Origin of the sequence: Streptomyces sp. NPDC101151 (assembly GCF_044768335.1) — a bacterium.
GTDB lineage: Bacteria > Actinomycetota > Actinomycetes > Streptomycetales > Streptomycetaceae > Streptomyces.
The window spans coordinates 40,920-58,584 of sequence record NZ_JBIWPP010000019.1; the positions used below are offsets into that span (position 1 = coordinate 40,920).

Here is a 17,665-nt window from a genome sequence, read left to right on the forward strand (position 1 = left end):
GTCAAAGCCCAGGGCCGCCCTGCTCCATCCATCCAACTGAACAGTGGAGGTCAGCAGCATGACCCATCCGACCGGCATCCGGCGACCCGTCGTGCGCGCCCTGGACTTGTACTGCTGCCAGGGCGGCGCCGGCATGGGCTACAACCACGCCGGAATGGACGTCACCGGCGCGGATATCACCGCCCAGCCCCGCTACCCGCTCAGCTTCCACCAGGCCGATGCCCTGGACTTCGTGGCCAAGTTCGGGAGCGGCTTCGACTTCATCCACGCTTCCCCGCCCTGCCAGCACGACAGCGACTGCCAGCGGCTTCAGGGCAACAGTCACCCCGACCTGATCGGCCCCACCCGCGAGGCGCTCAACGCGACCGGACGGCCTTGGGTGATGGAGAATGTCCGCGGCGCCGTCGCCAAGCTCCGCAGCCCGGTGATGCTGTGCGGGACGATGTTCGGGCTCCGGACGTACCGGCACCGGTACTTCGAGACCGGCGGCGGCTTCACCCTCACTCCGCCTGCGCACCCGGCCCATGTTGCGCCGCAGGCTAAGTTGGGCCGTCCCGTCCCACCCGGTCACTTCGGCCAGTACGTGGGCAACTTCTCCGGTGTCGACCAGGCCCGCGAAGTGATGGGCGTGCCCTGGATGAACCGCGACGGCATCCGCGAGTGCATCCCCCCGGCCTACAGCGAGTGGATCGACCGCGCCTTCCTCGCCAGCCTCACCACCCCGGCTGAGGCGGCAGCGTGAGCACCCCGGCTGCCGAACTGGCCCTGTTCGACACCAACGCACCGGAGCAGATGCCCGGGGCGGTCGGCTACCAGGCCGTCAACACAGCTGCCTGCGGGCGCGCGCTGGCGGGTGACGGCTACGGCTGGCTGGACCGCATCCTGCCGCCGCCGATGGCGCTGGCGTGCCCGCGCTGCCGCCGCCCGATGAGCCTCGGAACGGTCCCGCTGCTGTGGGAGTGCACCCCCTGCGATACCTGCGATGAGAGGAGGAACGACAGGTGACCAGCAAGAAGAAGGAGGAACCGCCCACACCCCTGTCCGGCGCCCGGCTGACCTACCCGGAGGGCAGCCGGCACGCCTGCTGCGAGATCTGCCGGCAGCCGCGCAACCCGCTGTTCCAGACCACCCCGGAGACCCATCGCATCGAGCAGTCCGGCAAGCCGGTTGCCGCGCGGGTGTGCCTGCGCTGCTGGTCACGGCACCACATCGACGCCGAGAACGAGTGCCCGCACTGCGGCAAGGACATCACCGAGGAGCCGCTGTGGTGATCTGCACCCGCACCCACGGCGGCCACACCATGACCGTGAACGCCCCCGTCGACGCCGCCGACTTCGATCTGGCGGCGTTCACGGCGTTCGCAGCCTCGGATCCGGTGCTGGGGCTGGACGTGGAGACCCGGGCGATCGTCAAGGGTGGTCCGGGGCACTTCGGCCCGGACGCCGGTGTCCGCCTGGTGCAGTTCGGTACCCCCACCACCGCATGGGTCCTCAACCCCCTCATCCCCGAGCAGCGCCAGGCCATCCGCGACGTGCTCGCAGATGAGCGGCGGCACTTCGTCACACACACCTCGTACGACGTGCTGGCGGTGTGGTCGGCGTTCGGGATCGCCCTTGGTCAGCGCGTGGTGGATACGCATCTGCTGTCCAAGCTGCTGGTGCCGGATGAGCGGGCCGGGCACGGGCTGAAGGAACTGACCTGCCGCTACCTGGACGACGGGCTGAAGCAGGCGGAGACCGTGCTGCACGCGCGGATGCGGGAGCTGGCCCCGGTCGGCTCCCGCGCCGGCAACAACCCCATCGACTGGGGATGGAGCTACCTGCCGCCCACGGATGAGGCCTACGTGGTCTATGCGGGGCTGGACGCCGTCTACGTGCGGCGTCTGCTGCCGCTGCTGCTGGCCCGCTGCACGCCGTTCTCGCACCTGGTGCGAATGGAAGCCTGGCTGGCGGCGCAGTCCACCGGCATCACCGTGCGCGGCCTGCTCCTGGACGTCCCCTACACCCAGTCCCTGCTCACCGAGTTCCGCGGTGAGTTCGACCAGGGCGACCAGGCCATCCGGAGCCTGCTGGGGTTCTCCGGCCGGTCCCCGAAGTTCGGTGACTGGCTGGAACAGCAGGTCACCGGCATGGTCCTGCCCCGGACCGACGGCGGGAAGGTGGCCACGGACGCCGACAGCCTCACCGCGATCGAAGAGGCCGTGGCAGAGGGGCGGGCACGGATCACCGAGGACGGTGCGGCGATGGTGGCCGCGCGCCGCCACCTGTCGGCCACCTCGAACACGATTTCGAATCTGCAATCGTTCCTGGCCGCGGCCGACGGGGCGGGTCGGGTGCATCCGCAGATCAACACCCTCCGCGCCAAGACAGGCCGCATGTCGATCACGGCCCCGGCGCTCCAGACCCTGAAGAAGCACGACCCCCGGCTACGGCACTGCTTCCGTGCCGACCCCGGGCACGCGCTGGTGGCCTGCGACTTCTCCCAGGTCGAAGTACGGGTGGCCGCCGCCCTGTCCCGCGACCGGACCCTCATGGACGTGATCGCCTCCGGCGTGGACCTGCACGACGCCACGGCCACGCTGATGTACGGGCCCGGCTTCACCAAGGAACAACGCACCGTTTCCAAGCGGGCGACGTTCGGCACGATCTACGGCGGCGGCGCCAAGGCGCTGGCCGCACAGACCGGGGTGCCGGTCCGGGTGGCGCGCGGGGTGATCCAACGCTGGCAGCGCACCTACCCGGAAGTGATCCGCTTCGGCAAGGACATCGCCAACGCCACCACCGTGATCACCGGCTCCGGCCGCCGCATCCCCTCAGACCCGGACAGGCCGTACGCGAACAGCAACTACGCGATCCAGTCCACCGCCCGTGACCTGCTGGTCGCCTCCGTCTACGAACTCGTCACCCGCCACGGCCTGGCCGCCGCTTTGTGGCTGTTCGTCCACGACGAAGTGATCGTGCAGGTCCCCGAGCAGGACGCCGAACGCGTCCGCGACCTGCTCACGGCCGTGATGACCACCTCCTTCCGCGGCGTCCCGATCGCCGCGGACGCCGAGATCCTCGGCACCCACTGGGGCCGCCTGCCCGAGCAGGCGGCTTCGTCCGTACCGGAGCAAGCCGGAGCCTAGGAGGCCCGCACCATGCCCATCGGAGAAACCGTCATCACTCTGGTCGGCAACCTCACCGCCGACCCCGAACTGCGCCACACCACCGACGGCACCCCGTGGCTGTCCTTCAACGTCGCCTCCAACAGCCGCAACTGGGACAAGACCCGCGCCGAATGGGGCGAGGGCCACACCCTGTTCCTGCGCTGCACCGCCTGGCGCTGGCTCGCCCAGAACGCCGAGACCAGCCTGCACAAGGGAGTCCGGGTCATCGTCACCGGCGCCCTGCGGCAGTTCGAGTACACCAGCGCTGACGGCGCAACCCGCACCGGCTTCGGCCTGGACGTGGAAGACATCGCCGTCAGCCTCCGCTACGCCACCGCAACAATCCACCCCACCAAGGGCACCCGCGGCCAGAGCGAGCGCCCGGCGCACGGGGTGAAGGACGACCCGTGGGCCAAAACCGGCAGCTACGACGACAACCCGCCCTTCTGATCCTGTCCGCCGGAGCAAATGAGGCGGCCCCGCGTCTCGTCAAAGCCCGGGGCCGCCCTGCCCCATCCATCCAACTGAACAGTGGAGGTCTCCAGCATGACCCAACCACGCCCCGGCGACCAGCACCCCGGGCCGTTCTGGGCAGCAGCACGCGCCCACGCCCTCTCAGCCGCCACCCTGCACGGCCTGGCCGTCTTCCCTCTCTCCCGCAGCAAGCTCCCCGCCATCACCACCGCCCACCCGGAACCGACCGCCACCTGCACCGGCCAGTGCGGCCGGCCGGGCCACGGCGTCCACGACGCCAGCGCCGACCCCGCCCGCGTGCGGGAGCTGTTCGCGGCGGCGCCGTGGGCGGCCGGCTACGGCATCGCCTGCGGCCGGGCCCCGCACCACCTGTTCGGGTTGGACCTGGACCGCAAGAACGGTGTGGACGGCGTGAGCGGCCTGCGCACGCTCGCGGCCCGGCACGGCTTCCAGATCCCGCGCACGGTGACGGTGGCCACCCAGTCCGGCGGCTGGCACCTGTGGCTCAAGGCCCCCGACAGCGCGACGATCCCCAACACGGCCAGCCTGCTGGCTCCGGGGATCGACACCCGCGGCACGGGCGGCTATCTGGTCGGCCCTGGATCCCTCGGGCCGAGGGGCCGCTACCGCTTCGCGGTCACTTTCAGCCAGTCCGTCATCGCCGAAGCCCCGCCCGCGATCATTGACCTTCTGGCGGCCCGCCAGGCAGCCGTTCAGGAAGCTCCCGGACCGACCGGCCCGGGAGGCGGGTCAAGGCGCTCACGTGGCCGTCTCGGGCCGCTGGTGCGATTCGTACTGGATTGCGGGCCCAATGACCTGAACAACCGGCTGTATTGGGCGGCCCGCAAGGCGTTCGAGTCCGACGATATCGACCCCGACGCGGCCACTGCCGAACTGCTGGCCGCCGCCGTCGACCGCGGGCACCCCGAGACGCCGGCCCGCCGCACGATCGCCAGCGCCGCCAAGGGCGCGGCCCGCACCCGGACGGAGGCCACCTGATGGGCGAGAAGGGCCCCAGTCAGGCATCCCAGCTCGTCAGCATGGCCAAGGCGGGCTACGAGTTCGTGATGTCCACCGACGGCCGCCCCTACGGCGTTCGCCGCAACGGCCCCAACGTCGTCCGCCCTTTCAAGGGCCGCGGCGGCATCCGTGCCGCCCTGGCCAAGCAGTTCACCGAGGACAACGGCGGCCAGGTCCCCTCCGCCAGCGCCTTGGCCGACGCCATGACCGTCCTGGAAGGCATCGCGGATGCCTCCGACCCCGTGCAGGTCCACATCCGGGTCGCCCGCGACCAAGAGCGCATCGTGCTGGACCTGGGCACCTCCAACGGGAAGGCGGTCATCGTTTCCGCGGACGGGTGGACGGTGGCCGACCGCTCTCCGGTCCTCTTCCGCCGCTCCGGCGCGATGGTCCCCCTGCCCGTCCCCGAACAGGGCACGGACGGCATCGCGCTGCTGCGCGACCTGGTCAACATGGACGATTCGGCCTTCCACCGGCTGGTCGCGTGGCTGGCCGCCTCGTGGATCCCGGGCATCCCCCACCCGGTGCTCACCTTCAAGGGCGAGCAGGGCACCGGCAAGTCCTACGCCGCCCAGATGATGGTGAATCTGGTCGACCCCTCTCCGGCTGCCAAGCGGTCCCAGCCACGGGACATCAAGGCCTGGTCGGTGCAGGCGTTCAACTCCTGGGCGCTGTGCCTGGACAACGTCTCCGATGTCCCGTCCTGGCTGTCCGACACCCTGTGCAAGGGCGTCACCGGTGACGGCATCGTGGACCGCGCCCTCTACAGCGACGACGACGTGGTGGTCCTCACCTTCCGCCGAGTGCTGGCGATGACCACCATCGACGCCGGTGCGCTGGCCGGCGACCTGGCCGAACGGATGATGCTGCTGGACCTCCAGCCCATCCCCGACGACCAACGCCGCGAAGAAGAGGAGATGGACGCCGCCTACGCCGCCGCCCGTCCCGCGGTCATCGGCAGTCTGCTGGACCTGCTCGCTTCCGTCCTGCGGGAACTCCCGAACGTGACGCTGGGCAGAAAGCCGCGCATGGCGGACTTCGCCCGCGTGCTGGCCGCCGTCGACCGCGTCAAAGGCTGGTCCACCTTCGCCGACTTCACCGAGGCCGCCGACAGCGTCAACGCCGATGCCCTGGAAGGCGACCCCTTCGGCTCCGCGCTGGTGGCCTGGCTGGACACCCACGGCCCCTGGTGCGGCACGGCAGCCCAGCTCATGGACGTCATCCCGCCGCCCGACGGCTACCACCCGAAGTGGCCCAAGGACGCCACCCGGGCCAGCGGCCGGCTCAAGCGGATCGCGCCCCTGCTGCGCTCCATCGGGATCGCCTACGACGACACCCAGCGCACCCCCGACCGCGCCCGCCAGCGGCTCATCCGCCTCACCCCATCAGAAATGCAGTGCAGGACAGCGTCCGCAGTGTCCGCAGCGTCCGCAACCTCCGCTGACCTGCACGAACCTGCGGACACTAGCGCGGACACTGCACCCGTCGCAGCGTCCGCACAGCGTCCGCAAGACGATCATGCGGACGCTGCCGGCTCGTCTGCGGACGCTACGAACCCCTCAGCGTCCGCAACAGCGTCCGCACCCGACACCGCCCCTGACCTGCACTCCCACAAGATCCCGGACGCTGCGGACGCTGCGGACGCTGCAATGCACCGCACTTCTAATCCGGGCCTTCGCTGCCCAGCCTGCGGACAGCCCATGGACCCTGCTCTGACCGCAGCTGGCCATCTCACGCACCCCGACTGCTGACGGCAGTCCAGCAGCATCCGCAATTTATCAACGCTTTTGTGCTTCGGCCACGTTGCGAAGGATCCGTTAACGCGGGCTGAATGCAATTCACGTTGATCGCGATCAAAACAGAAGAGAGGACGGCGGCATGAGTGGCCGCGTACCGGACGAGAAGCTGACCATCAAAGAAGTTCTCGCAGATCTCAAGGTCGCCCCGGCAACCTTCTACCGGTGGCGTCAACTCGGTAAGGCGCCCCGATCGATCAAGCTGCCCAACGGAGACGTCCGCATTCGTCGATCAGAGTATGAGCGCTGGCTTGCGGAGCGGGAGGATGCTGCGTGAGCACCGGGAACAACATCCCGGCCGGACGCTCCCATGGGTCGGCCCGGCCGGGCTTCTCCTTCGACGTCAAGCTCTGGAAAGTGTCGAAGACAGGGCGCAAGTCGCGCCCATACCGGCTCCGGTGGGTGGTCGCCGGGCGGGTGCACGGAGACACGTTCACCACGTCCGCCCTCGCGGAGAGTCGGCGGTCTGAGCTGTGGCAAGCCATGAATCGGCGCGGTGAGGCCTTCGAGATCGAATCGGGTCTGCCTGAGTCCGAGGTGCGCGTTGCGGCGGAGGCAGCCGAAGCAGTACAACTCGACCCGCCGGTGCGGTGGTTCGAGTTCTGTCGGAAGTATGTAGTGGGGCGGTGGCGTACAGGTGCGGCCAAGACCCGTGAGGGCATGGCGGACGGCCTTGCGGCCGTGACGCTCGCCATGGTCAAGCGTGGGGATGGCGTTCCTGACGACGAGACGCTTCGACTGGCCTTCAGGTGGGGGGTCGTGCCCGCGAACGCGGGGGAGGAACCGCCGGCTGAACTCAAGGCCGCATATGACTGGGTCACGATGGCTGACCTGCCGTTGGGTGAGCTGGCCGACCCCGAGGTCTTCGAAGACGTGCTGTACCGCCTCAGCTACAAGCTGGACGGCACTCCAGCCGCGGGAGACACGTACAAGCGGCGGCGCCGCGCCCTGAACACCGCCCTCGAACACGCCGTGGTGGCAGGGGATCTCCGGGAGAACCCGCTTCTGCGTACCCGCCGGAAGCACGTCGGTTCTAACGACGTGGTGGACCGCCGCGTCTTGGTGAACGCCGTGCAGGCGCGGCAGTTGCTTACAGCCGTCTCCTACGTCGGCTCGTGGGATCGCTGCCGTGGGCGGCGCCTGGTGGCCTTCTACGCGGTGCTGTATTACGCGGGGCTCCGGCCCGCTGAGGCGGTCGGGCTACGACTGTCAGACTGCCACTTGCCCGAATCGGGTTGGGGCACGCTGACACTGCGGGAGACACGCCCCGTCTCCGGCAAACAGTGGACTGACTCCGGCGAGCGGCACGACCGCCGCGGCCTCAAGGCGCGGGAAGCATCCGCCGATCGGCCCGTGCCTATCCCGCCAGTCCTGGTCACCATCCTTCAAGGGCACCTGAAGGAGTTCGGGACGGCCAAGGAAGGACGCGTGTTCGGCAACGAGCGCGGGGGAGTGGTCGGCTCGTCTACATACTGGCGGGTGTGGGAGGAAGCGCGGGAGTACGCGCTACCCCACGAACGGATCGACTCGCCGTTGGCTGGACGCCCGTACGACCTACGCCACGCCTGCATCACACGATGGCTGAACGCCGGGGTACCTATTGCTGAGGTGGCGCGCCGCGTCGGCAACTCACCCGAGGTGATCCACCGCCGCTACCACGGCTGTATCGACGGTCATGAAGAAGCGGCGAACGCAAAAATCACAAAGGCGCTAGAAGAAGAGGGCGACTGACTAGCTCGCGACGGCGGCCGTCCGGGAATACCGGACGGCCGCCGTCGCAATTCATTACGCTCTATGCTCGTCAGACTCAGACTCAGACTCAGACTCAGGAATCAGTGCAACGGGAACATCCGGAGCATCCAGAGGAACGTCCTCTGGAGCCCCGAGCACGATGAGTTCGCCGCTCGGTCCCTGCATCCCCAAGAAGAGGTACTCGGTGACAGTGCGGCCACCGCTTCGGGTAAGCCTTCGACGTTCTTCGACTACAAGGTGAACCTCGTCACCCAGGGCCCAGGGTACTTCGGTGATCTGGCCGGGCTCGAACTTCACCGTGACTGCTGAGCTGGCCGGCGGTTTGATTACCGCCACGCCTGAAAGCTTCATTTCTGTAACGCGGCCGAAGACTCGACGCTGAATGCGCGTAAAGGCTTCTTGGTGTGTTTTTCGCAGCTCCCGCACATATTGTTTCCCGGTTTCGGTCAGAGCGGAGCTGCTTACCGAGCCGTCATGCGAGAACCAGCGCAATTGTACCGCCAGGTCAAAGCGGTCAAGGGCGCTGACCAGGCGTGACAGGCTTGAGAGCATCGGTGTCCACTCGGACACATCTTGACGTGCTTCTACGGTCTTGACAGCGTCAAACAGCACGTTAATTGCTTGTCCGATGCTTTCAGTGGAATCAGTCTCGACTGTCGACGTATTGCCGTCATCGACGTCGGTTGGGCGTGTGGTGGGGCGAACATGGAGCACAGTGCTTCCGGACGACACGCCGATAAGCTCCAGCTCGATGTCCTCATCGGTGGAAGCTGTGACCCCATCCTGCAAGGGTTTTAGCAAGGCATTTCCGACAGAGAATCTAAGCCCCCCGCTGCCAGCCTCTTCCCCTGTAAGTCGGATTGTGAGTTCTTCGTGGAATTGGGCGTCTGGATTCCATCTGCGTACGGAGGAGAGCCATTCGGCTCGCTGCTCCGAGTCGACCGCGTCCTCGTCTTGCTCCGAGGCGTCTTCGTTTGCGAGCCACTCGTCCAGCTCGGCGCGATGGCTCTCCAAGACGCGCCGTCGCCAACCTGTGGTCACAGCGTCACCTCCAAGTAGCCGCGCCTCGGTTCTGCGCTCTCCAGCGTAGGTGCATCCTTCTCGCCGACTGGCCTGCAACGCTGCCACCAGTCATCCCATGCGCCCCGTTGGCGCAGGTACTCCAACTCTGTGTGCTCAAGCTCTCCGAGTTGGAAGACGGAACGGATCGGACGGTAGCGGACTTCTAGGGCCGAGAGAAAGTAGTCCTTCTCAGTGTGTATCCGTGTGAACGCCCTCGTCATCCACCCGGCCTTCGGTTTGCCCTTAATTGTCTGAGCTGCTGTGTCGTTCACGAAGACCGTGAGGTCGGCGTTACGCGGGTTGACACGCGAACTGACAAAGCTCCCGCCGAGCCACACACGATGGATCAGCGGCTCCCCGTTGAGGATGTCTCCGAAGTGTTCTTCCAGGTGGAAGAAACGGGCCATGTAGGCCTCGAAGCCGTCCCAGATTTGATTCCGCGTGGTTGATTCGCCGAAACGCTCATGGGCGACGAGCAGTGCATGAGCCTCGTCGGCGTCGACCTGGTACCTGCCGGGCCTGAGGTAGTAGTCCTGCCCGTTTGCCTGAACAGTGAAGTCGAGCACCGGCACCCCCCTGTGTCCCAACCGGTTTTGGGACCGTACACGAAGGGTCTGACACCCGGTAGGGCCGGCGGCGGGGGTGACGCGCCACTGTGTCGGGGGTGTGTCGTGAACACTGAGAGACAACAAGAGAGGGCGAGAGTCAGTGAGACTGACTCCCGCCCTCTTCTGTCGGCATCCGCCCTGGTCAGCGCTTGATTTCTGCTGATCCTGGGCGAGTGCCCCCGGCAGGATTCGAACCTGCGCACACGGCTCCGGAGGCCGTTGCTCTATCCCCTGAGCTACGGGGGCGTGTCGGGCGCTGTGCTGTTTGCTTGCGGCGACGGATAGAACCCTAGCAGGTCTTTCGAGGTGATCAGGAACGCGTTTCCCGGGGTGGGTCGGGGGTGGGTCCCTCGCAGGGGTTGGAAGTGGGGAAAACCCGGACGCGGTGGCCGGTCCGGACCTACTCTCGACTTGTGCCAGGCGCGTCGGGTCGGGTGCTTGTTGTCGACGACAACAAGGTCATCCGGCAGCTGATCAGGGTCAACCTCGAGCTGGAGGGGCTTGAGGTCGTGACCGCGGCCGATGGTGCCGAGTGTCTGGATGTGGTGCATCAGGTGCGGCCCGATGTCGTGACGCTCGATGTCGTCATGCCTCGGCTGGACGGGCTCAGGACCGCCGCTCGGCTCCGCGCCGATCCCCGAACGCATGATCTTCCCCTCGCCATCATCAGCGCTTGTACGCAGTACGAGGTGGAGACCGGTCTCGACGTCGGCGTCGATGCCTTCCTCGCCAAGCCTTTCGAACCCTCGGAACTCGTTCGGCTCGTCAAGCACTTGATCGAGCGCAGGCCCGGGGGCAGGGATGGGGAGAGTGAAGAGGGTGACGAAGATGACGGTGAGAGTGAAGGGGAGGGTGGGCCTGAAGGTGGCGGGGTGATCGATGGCGCTACCGATGGGGTGGCCGAGGTGACCGAGGTGACCGAGGTGACCGACGGGGTCCCCTTCGGCGGGTAGCCGACCCTCCGTCTGTCTCCTTCGTCGGGTAGCCGACCCTCCGTCTGTCTCCCTCGTCGGGTAGCCCGGTCCCCCATGCGCCCCCTTCGGCGAGTAGCCGGCCGGCCTTCGGCGACCCACACTCACCCGGCCTTCCGCTCGACACCAGCCACCGCCTTCACTCACCACCTCGCTCACCACCTCGCTCACCAGCTACAGCCAACCCCTCACCCACACCCCTCACCCACCGCCTACAGCCACACCCTTCACCCACCACCTCACTCACCGCCTACAGCCACACCCCTCACCCACCACCTCAGACAGCCCACCCTCAGACGGCCCACCCTCAGCCGCCGCCCCTCACCCCCCGCCCCCCACCTTGAGCCGCCCTCAGCCGGCCTCCTCAACCCCGAACCCGCTCCCCCCCGCATCCCCCCACATCCCCTTCCCCCGACACCCCCTCCCGCCCCGAAATAAACCACTTCACATACCCACCCCCCACCTCCCCTACGCTTGTCCCGTGACCCCCGTCGAGCTCTCCCGCACCGTGCTGCACGCAGTGCGTCGTGCCGTCGAGACGGGGGAGCTGAGTGTGAGCGTGCCGGAGCGGGTCGTGGTGACCGAGCCGGGGGCCGGGGGATGCGGGGACTTCGCCACCAATGTCGCTCTGCAGCTCGCGCGCCCGGCCGGGCGGGCGCCGCGGCAGGTTGCCGAGATTCTGCGGGCGTATCTCGTCGGTGCCGAGGGGATCCAGGACGTCGTTGTCACCGGGCCGGGGTTTCTCAACATCAGCCTCGGGGAGCGGGCCGACCTCGTGGCCGGGGTCGTGACGGAGATCCTCGAGCGTGGTGGCGCCTATGGGCACAGTGAGGTCCTCGCCGGCCAGGTCGTCGTGCTGCGTGTGCCGTACGAGGCCCGGGCCGAGGCCGTCGCCGATGCGGTCGTACGGATTGTCGCGACCCAGGGCGGGCGAGGTGAGGTCGAGCACGGGGAGCCCGTGAATCTGCGGCCGGTTCCGGCGCCGGAGGATCCCGCGCCGCTCGGGGCCGATGCCGCACGGTGGGCCCTGCTCCATCCCGCGCCGCACGACCGGCCCCGGATCACCGCCGATCATCTGATGCAGCGGGAGAGCAATCCGTTGTTCCGGGTGCGGTATGCGCACGCCCGTGTCCGGGCCGTCTGCCGCAACGCCGGTCGCCTCGGGTTCGGTGCCGAACCCGGACCCGTGGAAGCCCGCGGTGTCGTCACCGCCCTGTCCGAACACCCCCGTATCCTCACCGCGGCCGCCACCCATCGCGCCCCGGACCGGCTTGCCCGGCATCTCGTCACCGTCGCCGATGCCGTCCTGCCTTTTCTGCCGACCGTGCTTCCGCGCGGCGAGGAGAAACCCTCGGCCGCCCACCGTGCCCGGCTCGCCCTCGCCGAAGCCGCCGGGACGGTGCTGGCCGGTGGCCTGACCCTGCTCGGCATCGACGCACCCGAACACCTCTGAGGGCCGGAGAACGAACACATGAGCCCCGGAGAGAGACAGAGAGTCTGAGAGCCAACGTCATGAGCCGTTCCGCCCATCCTGCCGGGCCCCGTCACGCCGATGTCCTGCCCGAGGGGCACTACTCCGCCCCGCCCACCGACCTCAACGCCCTCGACCCCAAGGTGTGGGCCCAGACCGTAAGCCGGAACGGGGACGGTGTCCTCACGGTCGGCGGGATTCCCGCGACCCGGCTCGCCGAGGAATTCGGTACGCCCGCCTACATCCTCGACGAGGCCGACTTCCGGTCCCGGGCGCGTGCCTGGCGCACCGCCTTCGGTGCCGACGCCGACGTGTTCTACGCCGGCAAGGCCTTCCTGTCCCGTGCCGTCGTGCGCTGGCTGAACGAGGAGGGCCTCAATCTCGACGTCTGCTCCGGTGGGGAGCTGGCCACGGCCCTCTCCGCCGGTATGCCCGCCGAGCGCATCGCCTTCCACGGCAACAACAAGTCCGTCGAGGAGATCACCCGGGCCATCGAGGCCGGCGTCGGGCGGATCGTCCTCGACTCCTTCCAGGAGATCGTGCGCGTCGCCCACATCGCGCAGTCCCTCGGCAAGCGGCAGAAGGTCCAGATCCGGATCACCGTCGGGGTCGAGGCGCACACCCATGAGTTCATCGCGACCGCCCATGAGGACCAGAAGTTCGGGATTCCGCTCGCCGGTGGGCAGGCCGCCGAGGCCGTGCGGCGGGCGCTGCAGCTCGATGGCCTCGAGCTGATCGGTATCCACTCCCACATCGGGTCGCAGATCTTCGACATGTCCGGGTTCGAGGTCGCCGCGCATCGTGTGGTCGGGCTGCTGAAGGACATCCGGGACGAGCACGGGGTCGAGCTGCCCGAGATCGACCTCGGGGGCGGGCTCGGCATCGCCTACACCAGTGACGACGATCCGCGTGAGCCGCATGAGATCGCCAAGGCGCTCACCGAGATCGTCACGCGTGAGTGCGAGGGCGCACGGCTGCGGACTCCGCGGATCTCCGTCGAGCCGGGGCGCGCCATCGTCGGCCCGACGGCATTCACGTTGTACGAGGTCGGTACGGTCAAGCCGCTCGACGGGCTGCGGACGTACGTCTCCGTCGACGGCGGCATGTCCGACAACATCCGCACCGCGTTGTACGACGCCGAGTACACCGTCGCCCTCGTCTCGCGCTCCAGTGACGCCGAGCCCATGCTCGCCCGCGTCGTCGGCAAGCACTGCGAGAGCGGGGACATCGTGGTCAAGGACGCGTTCCTGCCCGCCGACCTGGCGCCGGGCGACCTCGTCGCCGTGCCCGCCACCGGCGCCTACTGCCGGTCCATGGCCAGCAACTACAACCATGTGCTCCGGCCGCCCGTCGTCGCCGTGAACGACGGCGAGACCCGGGTCATCGTCCGGCGCGAGACGGAGGAGGACCTCCTGCGTCTCGATGTCGGGTGAGAAACAGCAGGAAACCGGGCCGAAAGATCTCCGGTCTTTCGGTCCCGCCAAAATGAAATAGACGTCTCACGATCCGGACGAAGGGTAGAAACTCCCGTCCGGTGAGTGAGACTGGTCCAACCGTAGACGGTAAGAGGAAACGAGGTCGGATGATGCGTACGCGTCCGCTGAAGGTGGCGCTGCTGGGCTGTGGAGTGGTCGGCTCAGAGGTGGCGCGCATCATGACGACGCACGCCGACGACCTCGCCGCCAGGATCGGGGCCCCGGTGGAGCTGGCCGGGGTCGCCGTGCGGCGGCCCGGCAAGGCCCGTGAGGGCATCCCCGCGGAACTCGTCACCACCGATGCCACCGCGCTCGTCAAACGCGGCGACATCGACGTCGTGGTGGAGGTCATCGGCGGGATCGAGCCCGCCCGGACCCTCATCACCACCGCCTTCGAGCACGGGGCGTCCGTCGTCTCCGCCAACAAGGCGCTGCTCGCCCAGGACGGGGCCGCCCTGCACGCCGCCGCCGAGGAGCATGGCAAGGACCTCTACTACGAGGCCGCCGTCGCCGGCGCCATCCCGCTGATCCGGCCGCTGCGCGAGTCCCTCGCCGGCGACAAGATCAACCGGGTGATGGGCATCGTCAACGGGACGACCAACTTCATTCTCGACAAGATGGACTCCACCGGGGCGGGCTATCAGGAGGCCCTCGACGAGGCCACCGCCCTCGGGTACGCGGAAGCCGACCCCACCGCCGACGTCGAGGGGTTCGACGCCGCCGCCAAGGCCGCCATCCTCGCCGGCATCGCCTTCCACACACGGGTGCGCCTGGACGACGTCTACCGCGAGGGCATGACCGAGGTCACCGCCGCCGACTTCCGCTCGGCCAAGGAGATGGGCTGCACCATCAAGCTGCTCGCCATCTGCGAGCGCTCGAAGGACGGGGCGTCCGTCACCGCGCGCGTGCATCCCGCGATGATTCCGCTGAGCCATCCGCTCGCCTCCGTGCGCGGCGCGTACAACGCCGTCTTCGTGGAGTCCGACGCGGCCGGACAGCTCATGTTCTACGGCCCCGGCGCCGGCGGTTCCCCGACCGCCTCCGCCGTGCTCGGCGACCTCGTCGCCGTCTGCCGCAACCGGCTCAACGGCGCAACGGGGCCCGGTGAGTCGGCGTATGCCGCCCTGCCCGTCTCATCCATGGGCGAGGTCGTCACCCGCTACCACATCAGTCTCGACGTCGCGGACAAACCGGGTGTACTCGCCCAGGTCGCCACCGTGTTCGCCGAGCACGGGGTGTCGATCGATACGGTTCGCCAGCAGGGCAAGGACGGCGAGGCCTCCCTCGTCGTCGTCACCCACCGCGCGTCCGACGCCTCCCTCACCGGGACCGTCGAGGCGCTGCGCAAGCTCGACACCGTGCGGGGTGTCGCCAGCATCATGCGGGTTGAAGGAGAGTAACCAGCAATGACCCACCAGTGGCGCGGAATCATCGAGGAGTACCGGGACAGGCTGCCGGTATCCGACACCACGCCGGTCGTGACGCTCCGCGAGGGCGGTACGCCCCTCGTGCCCGCGCAGGTGCTCTCCGAGCGCACGGGCTGTGAGGTTCACCTGAAGGTGGAGGGGGCCAACCCCACCGGCTCCTTCAAGGACCGCGGCATGACCATGGCCATCTCCAAGGCCAAGGAGGAGGGTGCGAAGGCGGTGATCTGCGCCTCCACCGGCAACACGTCCGCCTCCGCCGCCGCCTACGCCGTGCGTGCGGGCATGGTCTCCGCCGTCCTCGTGCCGCAGGGCAAGATCGCGCTCGGCAAGATGGGCCAGGCCCTCGTGCACGGCGCGAAGATCCTCCAGGTCGACGGCAACTTCGACGACTGCCTCACGCTCGCCCGCGCGCTGAGCGAGAACTACCCGGTGGCGCTGGTCAATTCGGTGAACCCGGTGCGCATCGAGGGCCAGAAGACCGCCGCCTTCGAGATCGTGGACATGCTCGGCGACGCGCCCGACATCCACGTCCTCCCGGTCGGCAACGCGGGCAACATCACCGCCTACTGGAGGGGCTACCGGGAGTACGCCGCCGACGGCATCTCCACGAAGACCCCCCGGATGTGGGGATTCCAGGCCTCCGGCAGCGCCCCGATCGTGCGCGGCGAGGTCGTCAAGGACCCCTCGACCATCGCCACCGCGATCCGCATCGGCAACCCCGCCTCCTGGCAGTACGCACTCGCCGCGCGGGACGAGTCCGGCGGTGCCATCGACGAGGTGACGGACCGTGAAATCCTGCGCGCCTACCGGCTGTTGGCCGCCCAGGAGGGCGTCTTCGTGGAGCCCGCCTCCGCCGCCTCCGTGGCGGGCCTGCTGAAGGCCGCCGAGCAGGGCAAGGTCGACCCGGGGCAGCGCATCGTGTGCACCGTCACCGGCAACGGTCTGAAGGACCCCGACTGGGCCGTCGCCGGCGCCCCGCAGCCGGTCACCGTCCCGGTCGACGCGACCACCGCCGCCCAGCGCCTCGGCCTGGCCTGACCAGGGGCGATCCGTGGCAGGGTGCACAGGGGGCTGCCGACACGCATCGTGCGCCTCCTGTGCGCCCTATGTCGCCACAGAACCTTCCTTCGATAGGCTGTACTGAACCCGCCTACCGCATATGCCCCCGCGTGTGGGCACGGGGCCGCGCCGTCTCCGCGACCCGACGGGTCTTCGTACGTCTTCGAGTGTCCATCGAACTCATCGCATGACATTCGATTCCATCGGATGTCATGCGACAGTCACGCAGCTCAAGGAGAGTCTTCGAGCGATGGCCGGTCCAGCGTTCCGCGCCGCCGCCGTACGGGTGCGCGTTCCCGCCACCAGCGCCAACCTCGGTCCGGGCTTCGACGCCCTGGGCCTCGCGCTGGGGCTGTACGACGACGTCGTCGTCCGGGTGGCCGACTCCGGGCTGCACATCGACATCGCGGGTGAGGGCAGTGAGACCCTGCCGCGGGACGAGAGTCACCTGCTCGTCCGCTCCCTGCGCACCGCCTTCGATCTGCTGGGCGGACAGCCCCGCGGCCTGGAAATCGTCTGTGCCAACCGCATTCCGCACGGCCGTGGCCTGGGCTCCTCGTCCGCCGCCATCTGCGCCGGCATCGTCGCCGCCCGCGCGGTGACCATAGGCGGCGAGGCCCGGCTCGACGACGCCGCGCTGCTGGAGCTGGCCACCGAGATCGAGGGCCACCCGGACAACGTGGCGGCCTGTCTCCTCGGCGGTTTCACCCTGTCCTGGATGGAGGCCGGCGCCGCCCGGGCGATCAGGATGGAGCCGAACGATTCCATCGTTCCGGTGGTTTTCGTGCCCGGAAAGCCGGTCCTGACCGAGACCGCGCGCGGTCTGCTCCCGCGCAGCGTGCCGCACGTCGACGCCGCCACCAACGCGGGCCGTGCGGCCCTGCTCGTCGAGGCCCTCACCCGGCGCCCCGAGCTGCTGCTGCCCGCCACCGAGGACCGTCTCCACCAGGAGTACCGCGCCCCCGCCATGCCGGAGAGCGCCGCGCTGGTGGAGCGGCTGCGGGCCGACGGGATCCCGGCCGTCATCTCGGGCGCCGGGCCCACCGTCATGGCCCTGGCCGACACCGACACCGCCGACAAGGTGGAGGCTCTGGCCGGCACCGAATGGGCCGCCAACCGGCTGAGCCTGGACGTACAGGGAGCGAGCGTGCTGCCGCTTGCGACCTGACACACGGTTGCCGGATTTGGAGAGGGGGAATGTTTGTTGGATCCGGTAGTGTTAACCTCAAGTCTGCACCCGACCCCACCATGGCGAGGTGCTTCGTGTCCCCGTCCGGGACAGACCTTCTTCCGGGAGCCTCCCAAGCCACTCCGTGTTCCGTGCGCCGTACCTGGGCAGTACGTCGCACGCGGGCACTGAGCAGGCCGCCGGGCACGCTTCGGAATCGGTGCTACCACGCCA

The 17,665-nt window shown here is 68.6% G+C and carries 17 protein-coding genes and 1 tRNA gene; 15 read left to right on the forward strand and 3 right to left on the reverse strand.

Annotation, left to right across the window (positions count from 1 at the left end; translation table 11 throughout):
- The first annotated feature begins 58 nt into the window (after positions 1-58).
- The 9 genes from ACIRU3_RS29575 (at position 59) to ACIRU3_RS29615 (ending at position 8,169) form a co-directional block, all read left to right on the forward strand.
- Positions 59-742, forward strand: coding sequence for an SAM-dependent methyltransferase (locus ACIRU3_RS29575; protein WP_404062395.1), 684 nt, complete (start codon positions 59-61; stop codon positions 740-742).
- Positions 739-1,005, forward strand: coding sequence for a hypothetical protein (locus ACIRU3_RS29580; protein WP_404062397.1), 267 nt, complete (start codon positions 739-741; stop codon positions 1,003-1,005). Before ACIRU3_RS29575 ends, ACIRU3_RS29580 begins: the two co-directional genes overlap by 4 nt.
- Positions 1,002-1,271 carry a hypothetical protein gene (locus ACIRU3_RS29585; protein ID WP_404062400.1) on the forward strand — a complete coding sequence of 90 codons (270 nt, stop codon included), beginning with the start codon at positions 1,002-1,004 and terminating at the stop codon, positions 1,269-1,271. Before ACIRU3_RS29580 ends, ACIRU3_RS29585 begins: the two co-directional genes overlap by 4 nt.
- A complete protein-coding gene (locus ACIRU3_RS29590; protein WP_404062402.1) occupies positions 1,265-3,127 on the forward strand; it encodes a DNA polymerase in 1,863 nt (620 codons plus the stop codon). Before ACIRU3_RS29585 ends, ACIRU3_RS29590 begins: the two co-directional genes overlap by 7 nt.
- Positions 3,128-3,139: 12 nt before the next feature.
- Complete coding sequence (ssb, locus tag ACIRU3_RS29595) at positions 3,140-3,598, forward strand: single-stranded DNA-binding protein (protein WP_404062405.1); 459 nt, start codon at positions 3,140-3,142, stop codon at positions 3,596-3,598.
- A gap of 96 nt (positions 3,599-3,694) precedes the next feature.
- A complete protein-coding gene (locus ACIRU3_RS29600; RefSeq protein WP_404062408.1) occupies positions 3,695-4,621 on the forward strand; it encodes a bifunctional DNA primase/polymerase in 927 nt (308 codons plus the stop codon).
- Entirely contained in the window at positions 4,621-6,393 is a 1,773-nt protein-coding gene (locus tag ACIRU3_RS29605) for an ATP-binding protein (protein WP_404062409.1), read from the forward strand. Before ACIRU3_RS29600 ends, ACIRU3_RS29605 begins: the two co-directional genes overlap by 1 nt.
- Before the next feature lie 127 nt (positions 6,394-6,520).
- On the forward strand, positions 6,521-6,715 hold the full coding sequence (locus ACIRU3_RS29610; protein WP_404062412.1) for a helix-turn-helix transcriptional regulator: 195 nt from the start codon (positions 6,521-6,523) through the stop codon (positions 6,713-6,715).
- On the forward strand, positions 6,712-8,169 hold the full coding sequence (locus ACIRU3_RS29615; protein ID WP_404062415.1) for a tyrosine-type recombinase/integrase: 1,458 nt from the start codon (positions 6,712-6,714) through the stop codon (positions 8,167-8,169). The genes ACIRU3_RS29610 and ACIRU3_RS29615 overlap by 4 nt, the downstream gene beginning before the upstream one ends.
- A 54-nt stretch (positions 8,170-8,223) precedes the next feature.
- Here the strand turns inward: ACIRU3_RS29615 and ACIRU3_RS29620 are convergent, their stop codons facing one another.
- The 3 genes from ACIRU3_RS29620 to ACIRU3_RS29630 all read right to left on the reverse strand — a co-directional run bounded on the left by ACIRU3_RS29620 (position 8,224) and on the right by ACIRU3_RS29630 (position 10,106).
- Positions 8,224-9,231, reverse strand: a complete 1,008-nt coding sequence (locus tag ACIRU3_RS29620) for a hypothetical protein (RefSeq protein ID WP_404062418.1) — start codon at positions 9,229-9,231, stop codon at positions 8,224-8,226.
- The gene (locus tag ACIRU3_RS29625; protein ID WP_404062421.1) at positions 9,228-9,818 is read right to left on the reverse strand and encodes a DUF6932 family protein; all 591 of its coding nucleotides are present in this window, start codon (positions 9,816-9,818) and stop codon (positions 9,228-9,230) included. The genes ACIRU3_RS29620 and ACIRU3_RS29625 overlap by 4 nt, the downstream gene beginning before the upstream one ends.
- 216 nt (positions 9,819-10,034) lie before the next feature.
- Positions 10,035-10,106: transfer RNA gene (locus ACIRU3_RS29630), tRNA-Arg, on the reverse strand.
- A 119-nt stretch (positions 10,107-10,225) separates the two neighbouring features.
- Here ACIRU3_RS29630 and ACIRU3_RS29635 point away from each other — a divergent pair.
- The 6 genes from ACIRU3_RS29635 to thrB all read left to right on the forward strand — a co-directional run bounded on the left by ACIRU3_RS29635 (position 10,226) and on the right by thrB (position 17,431).
- Positions 10,226-10,813 (forward strand): response regulator, encoded by a 588-nt coding sequence (locus ACIRU3_RS29635; protein ID WP_404062423.1) that lies wholly within the window; start codon positions 10,226-10,228, stop codon positions 10,811-10,813.
- A 499-nt stretch (positions 10,814-11,312) separates the two neighbouring features.
- Positions 11,313-12,284 (forward strand): ArgS-related anticodon-binding protein NrtL, encoded by a 972-nt coding sequence (gene nrtL, locus ACIRU3_RS29640; protein ID WP_404062426.1) that lies wholly within the window; start codon positions 11,313-11,315, stop codon positions 12,282-12,284.
- Between the two features lie 59 nt (positions 12,285-12,343).
- A complete protein-coding gene (lysA, locus tag ACIRU3_RS29645; protein WP_404062429.1) occupies positions 12,344-13,735 on the forward strand; it encodes a diaminopimelate decarboxylase in 1,392 nt (463 codons plus the stop codon).
- A gap of 149 nt (positions 13,736-13,884) precedes the next feature.
- Positions 13,885-15,177, forward strand: a complete 1,293-nt coding sequence (locus ACIRU3_RS29650; RefSeq protein WP_404062431.1) for a homoserine dehydrogenase — start codon at positions 13,885-13,887, stop codon at positions 15,175-15,177.
- 6 nt (positions 15,178-15,183) lie between these two features.
- Positions 15,184-16,242 carry a threonine synthase gene (gene thrC, locus ACIRU3_RS29655; protein ID WP_404062434.1) on the forward strand — a complete coding sequence of 353 codons (1,059 nt, stop codon included), beginning with the start codon at positions 15,184-15,186 and terminating at the stop codon, positions 16,240-16,242.
- A gap of 271 nt (positions 16,243-16,513) precedes the next feature.
- Complete coding sequence (thrB, locus tag ACIRU3_RS29660; RefSeq protein WP_404062436.1) at positions 16,514-17,431, forward strand: homoserine kinase; 918 nt, start codon at positions 16,514-16,516, stop codon at positions 17,429-17,431.
- Positions 17,432-17,665: the final 234 nt, after the last annotated feature.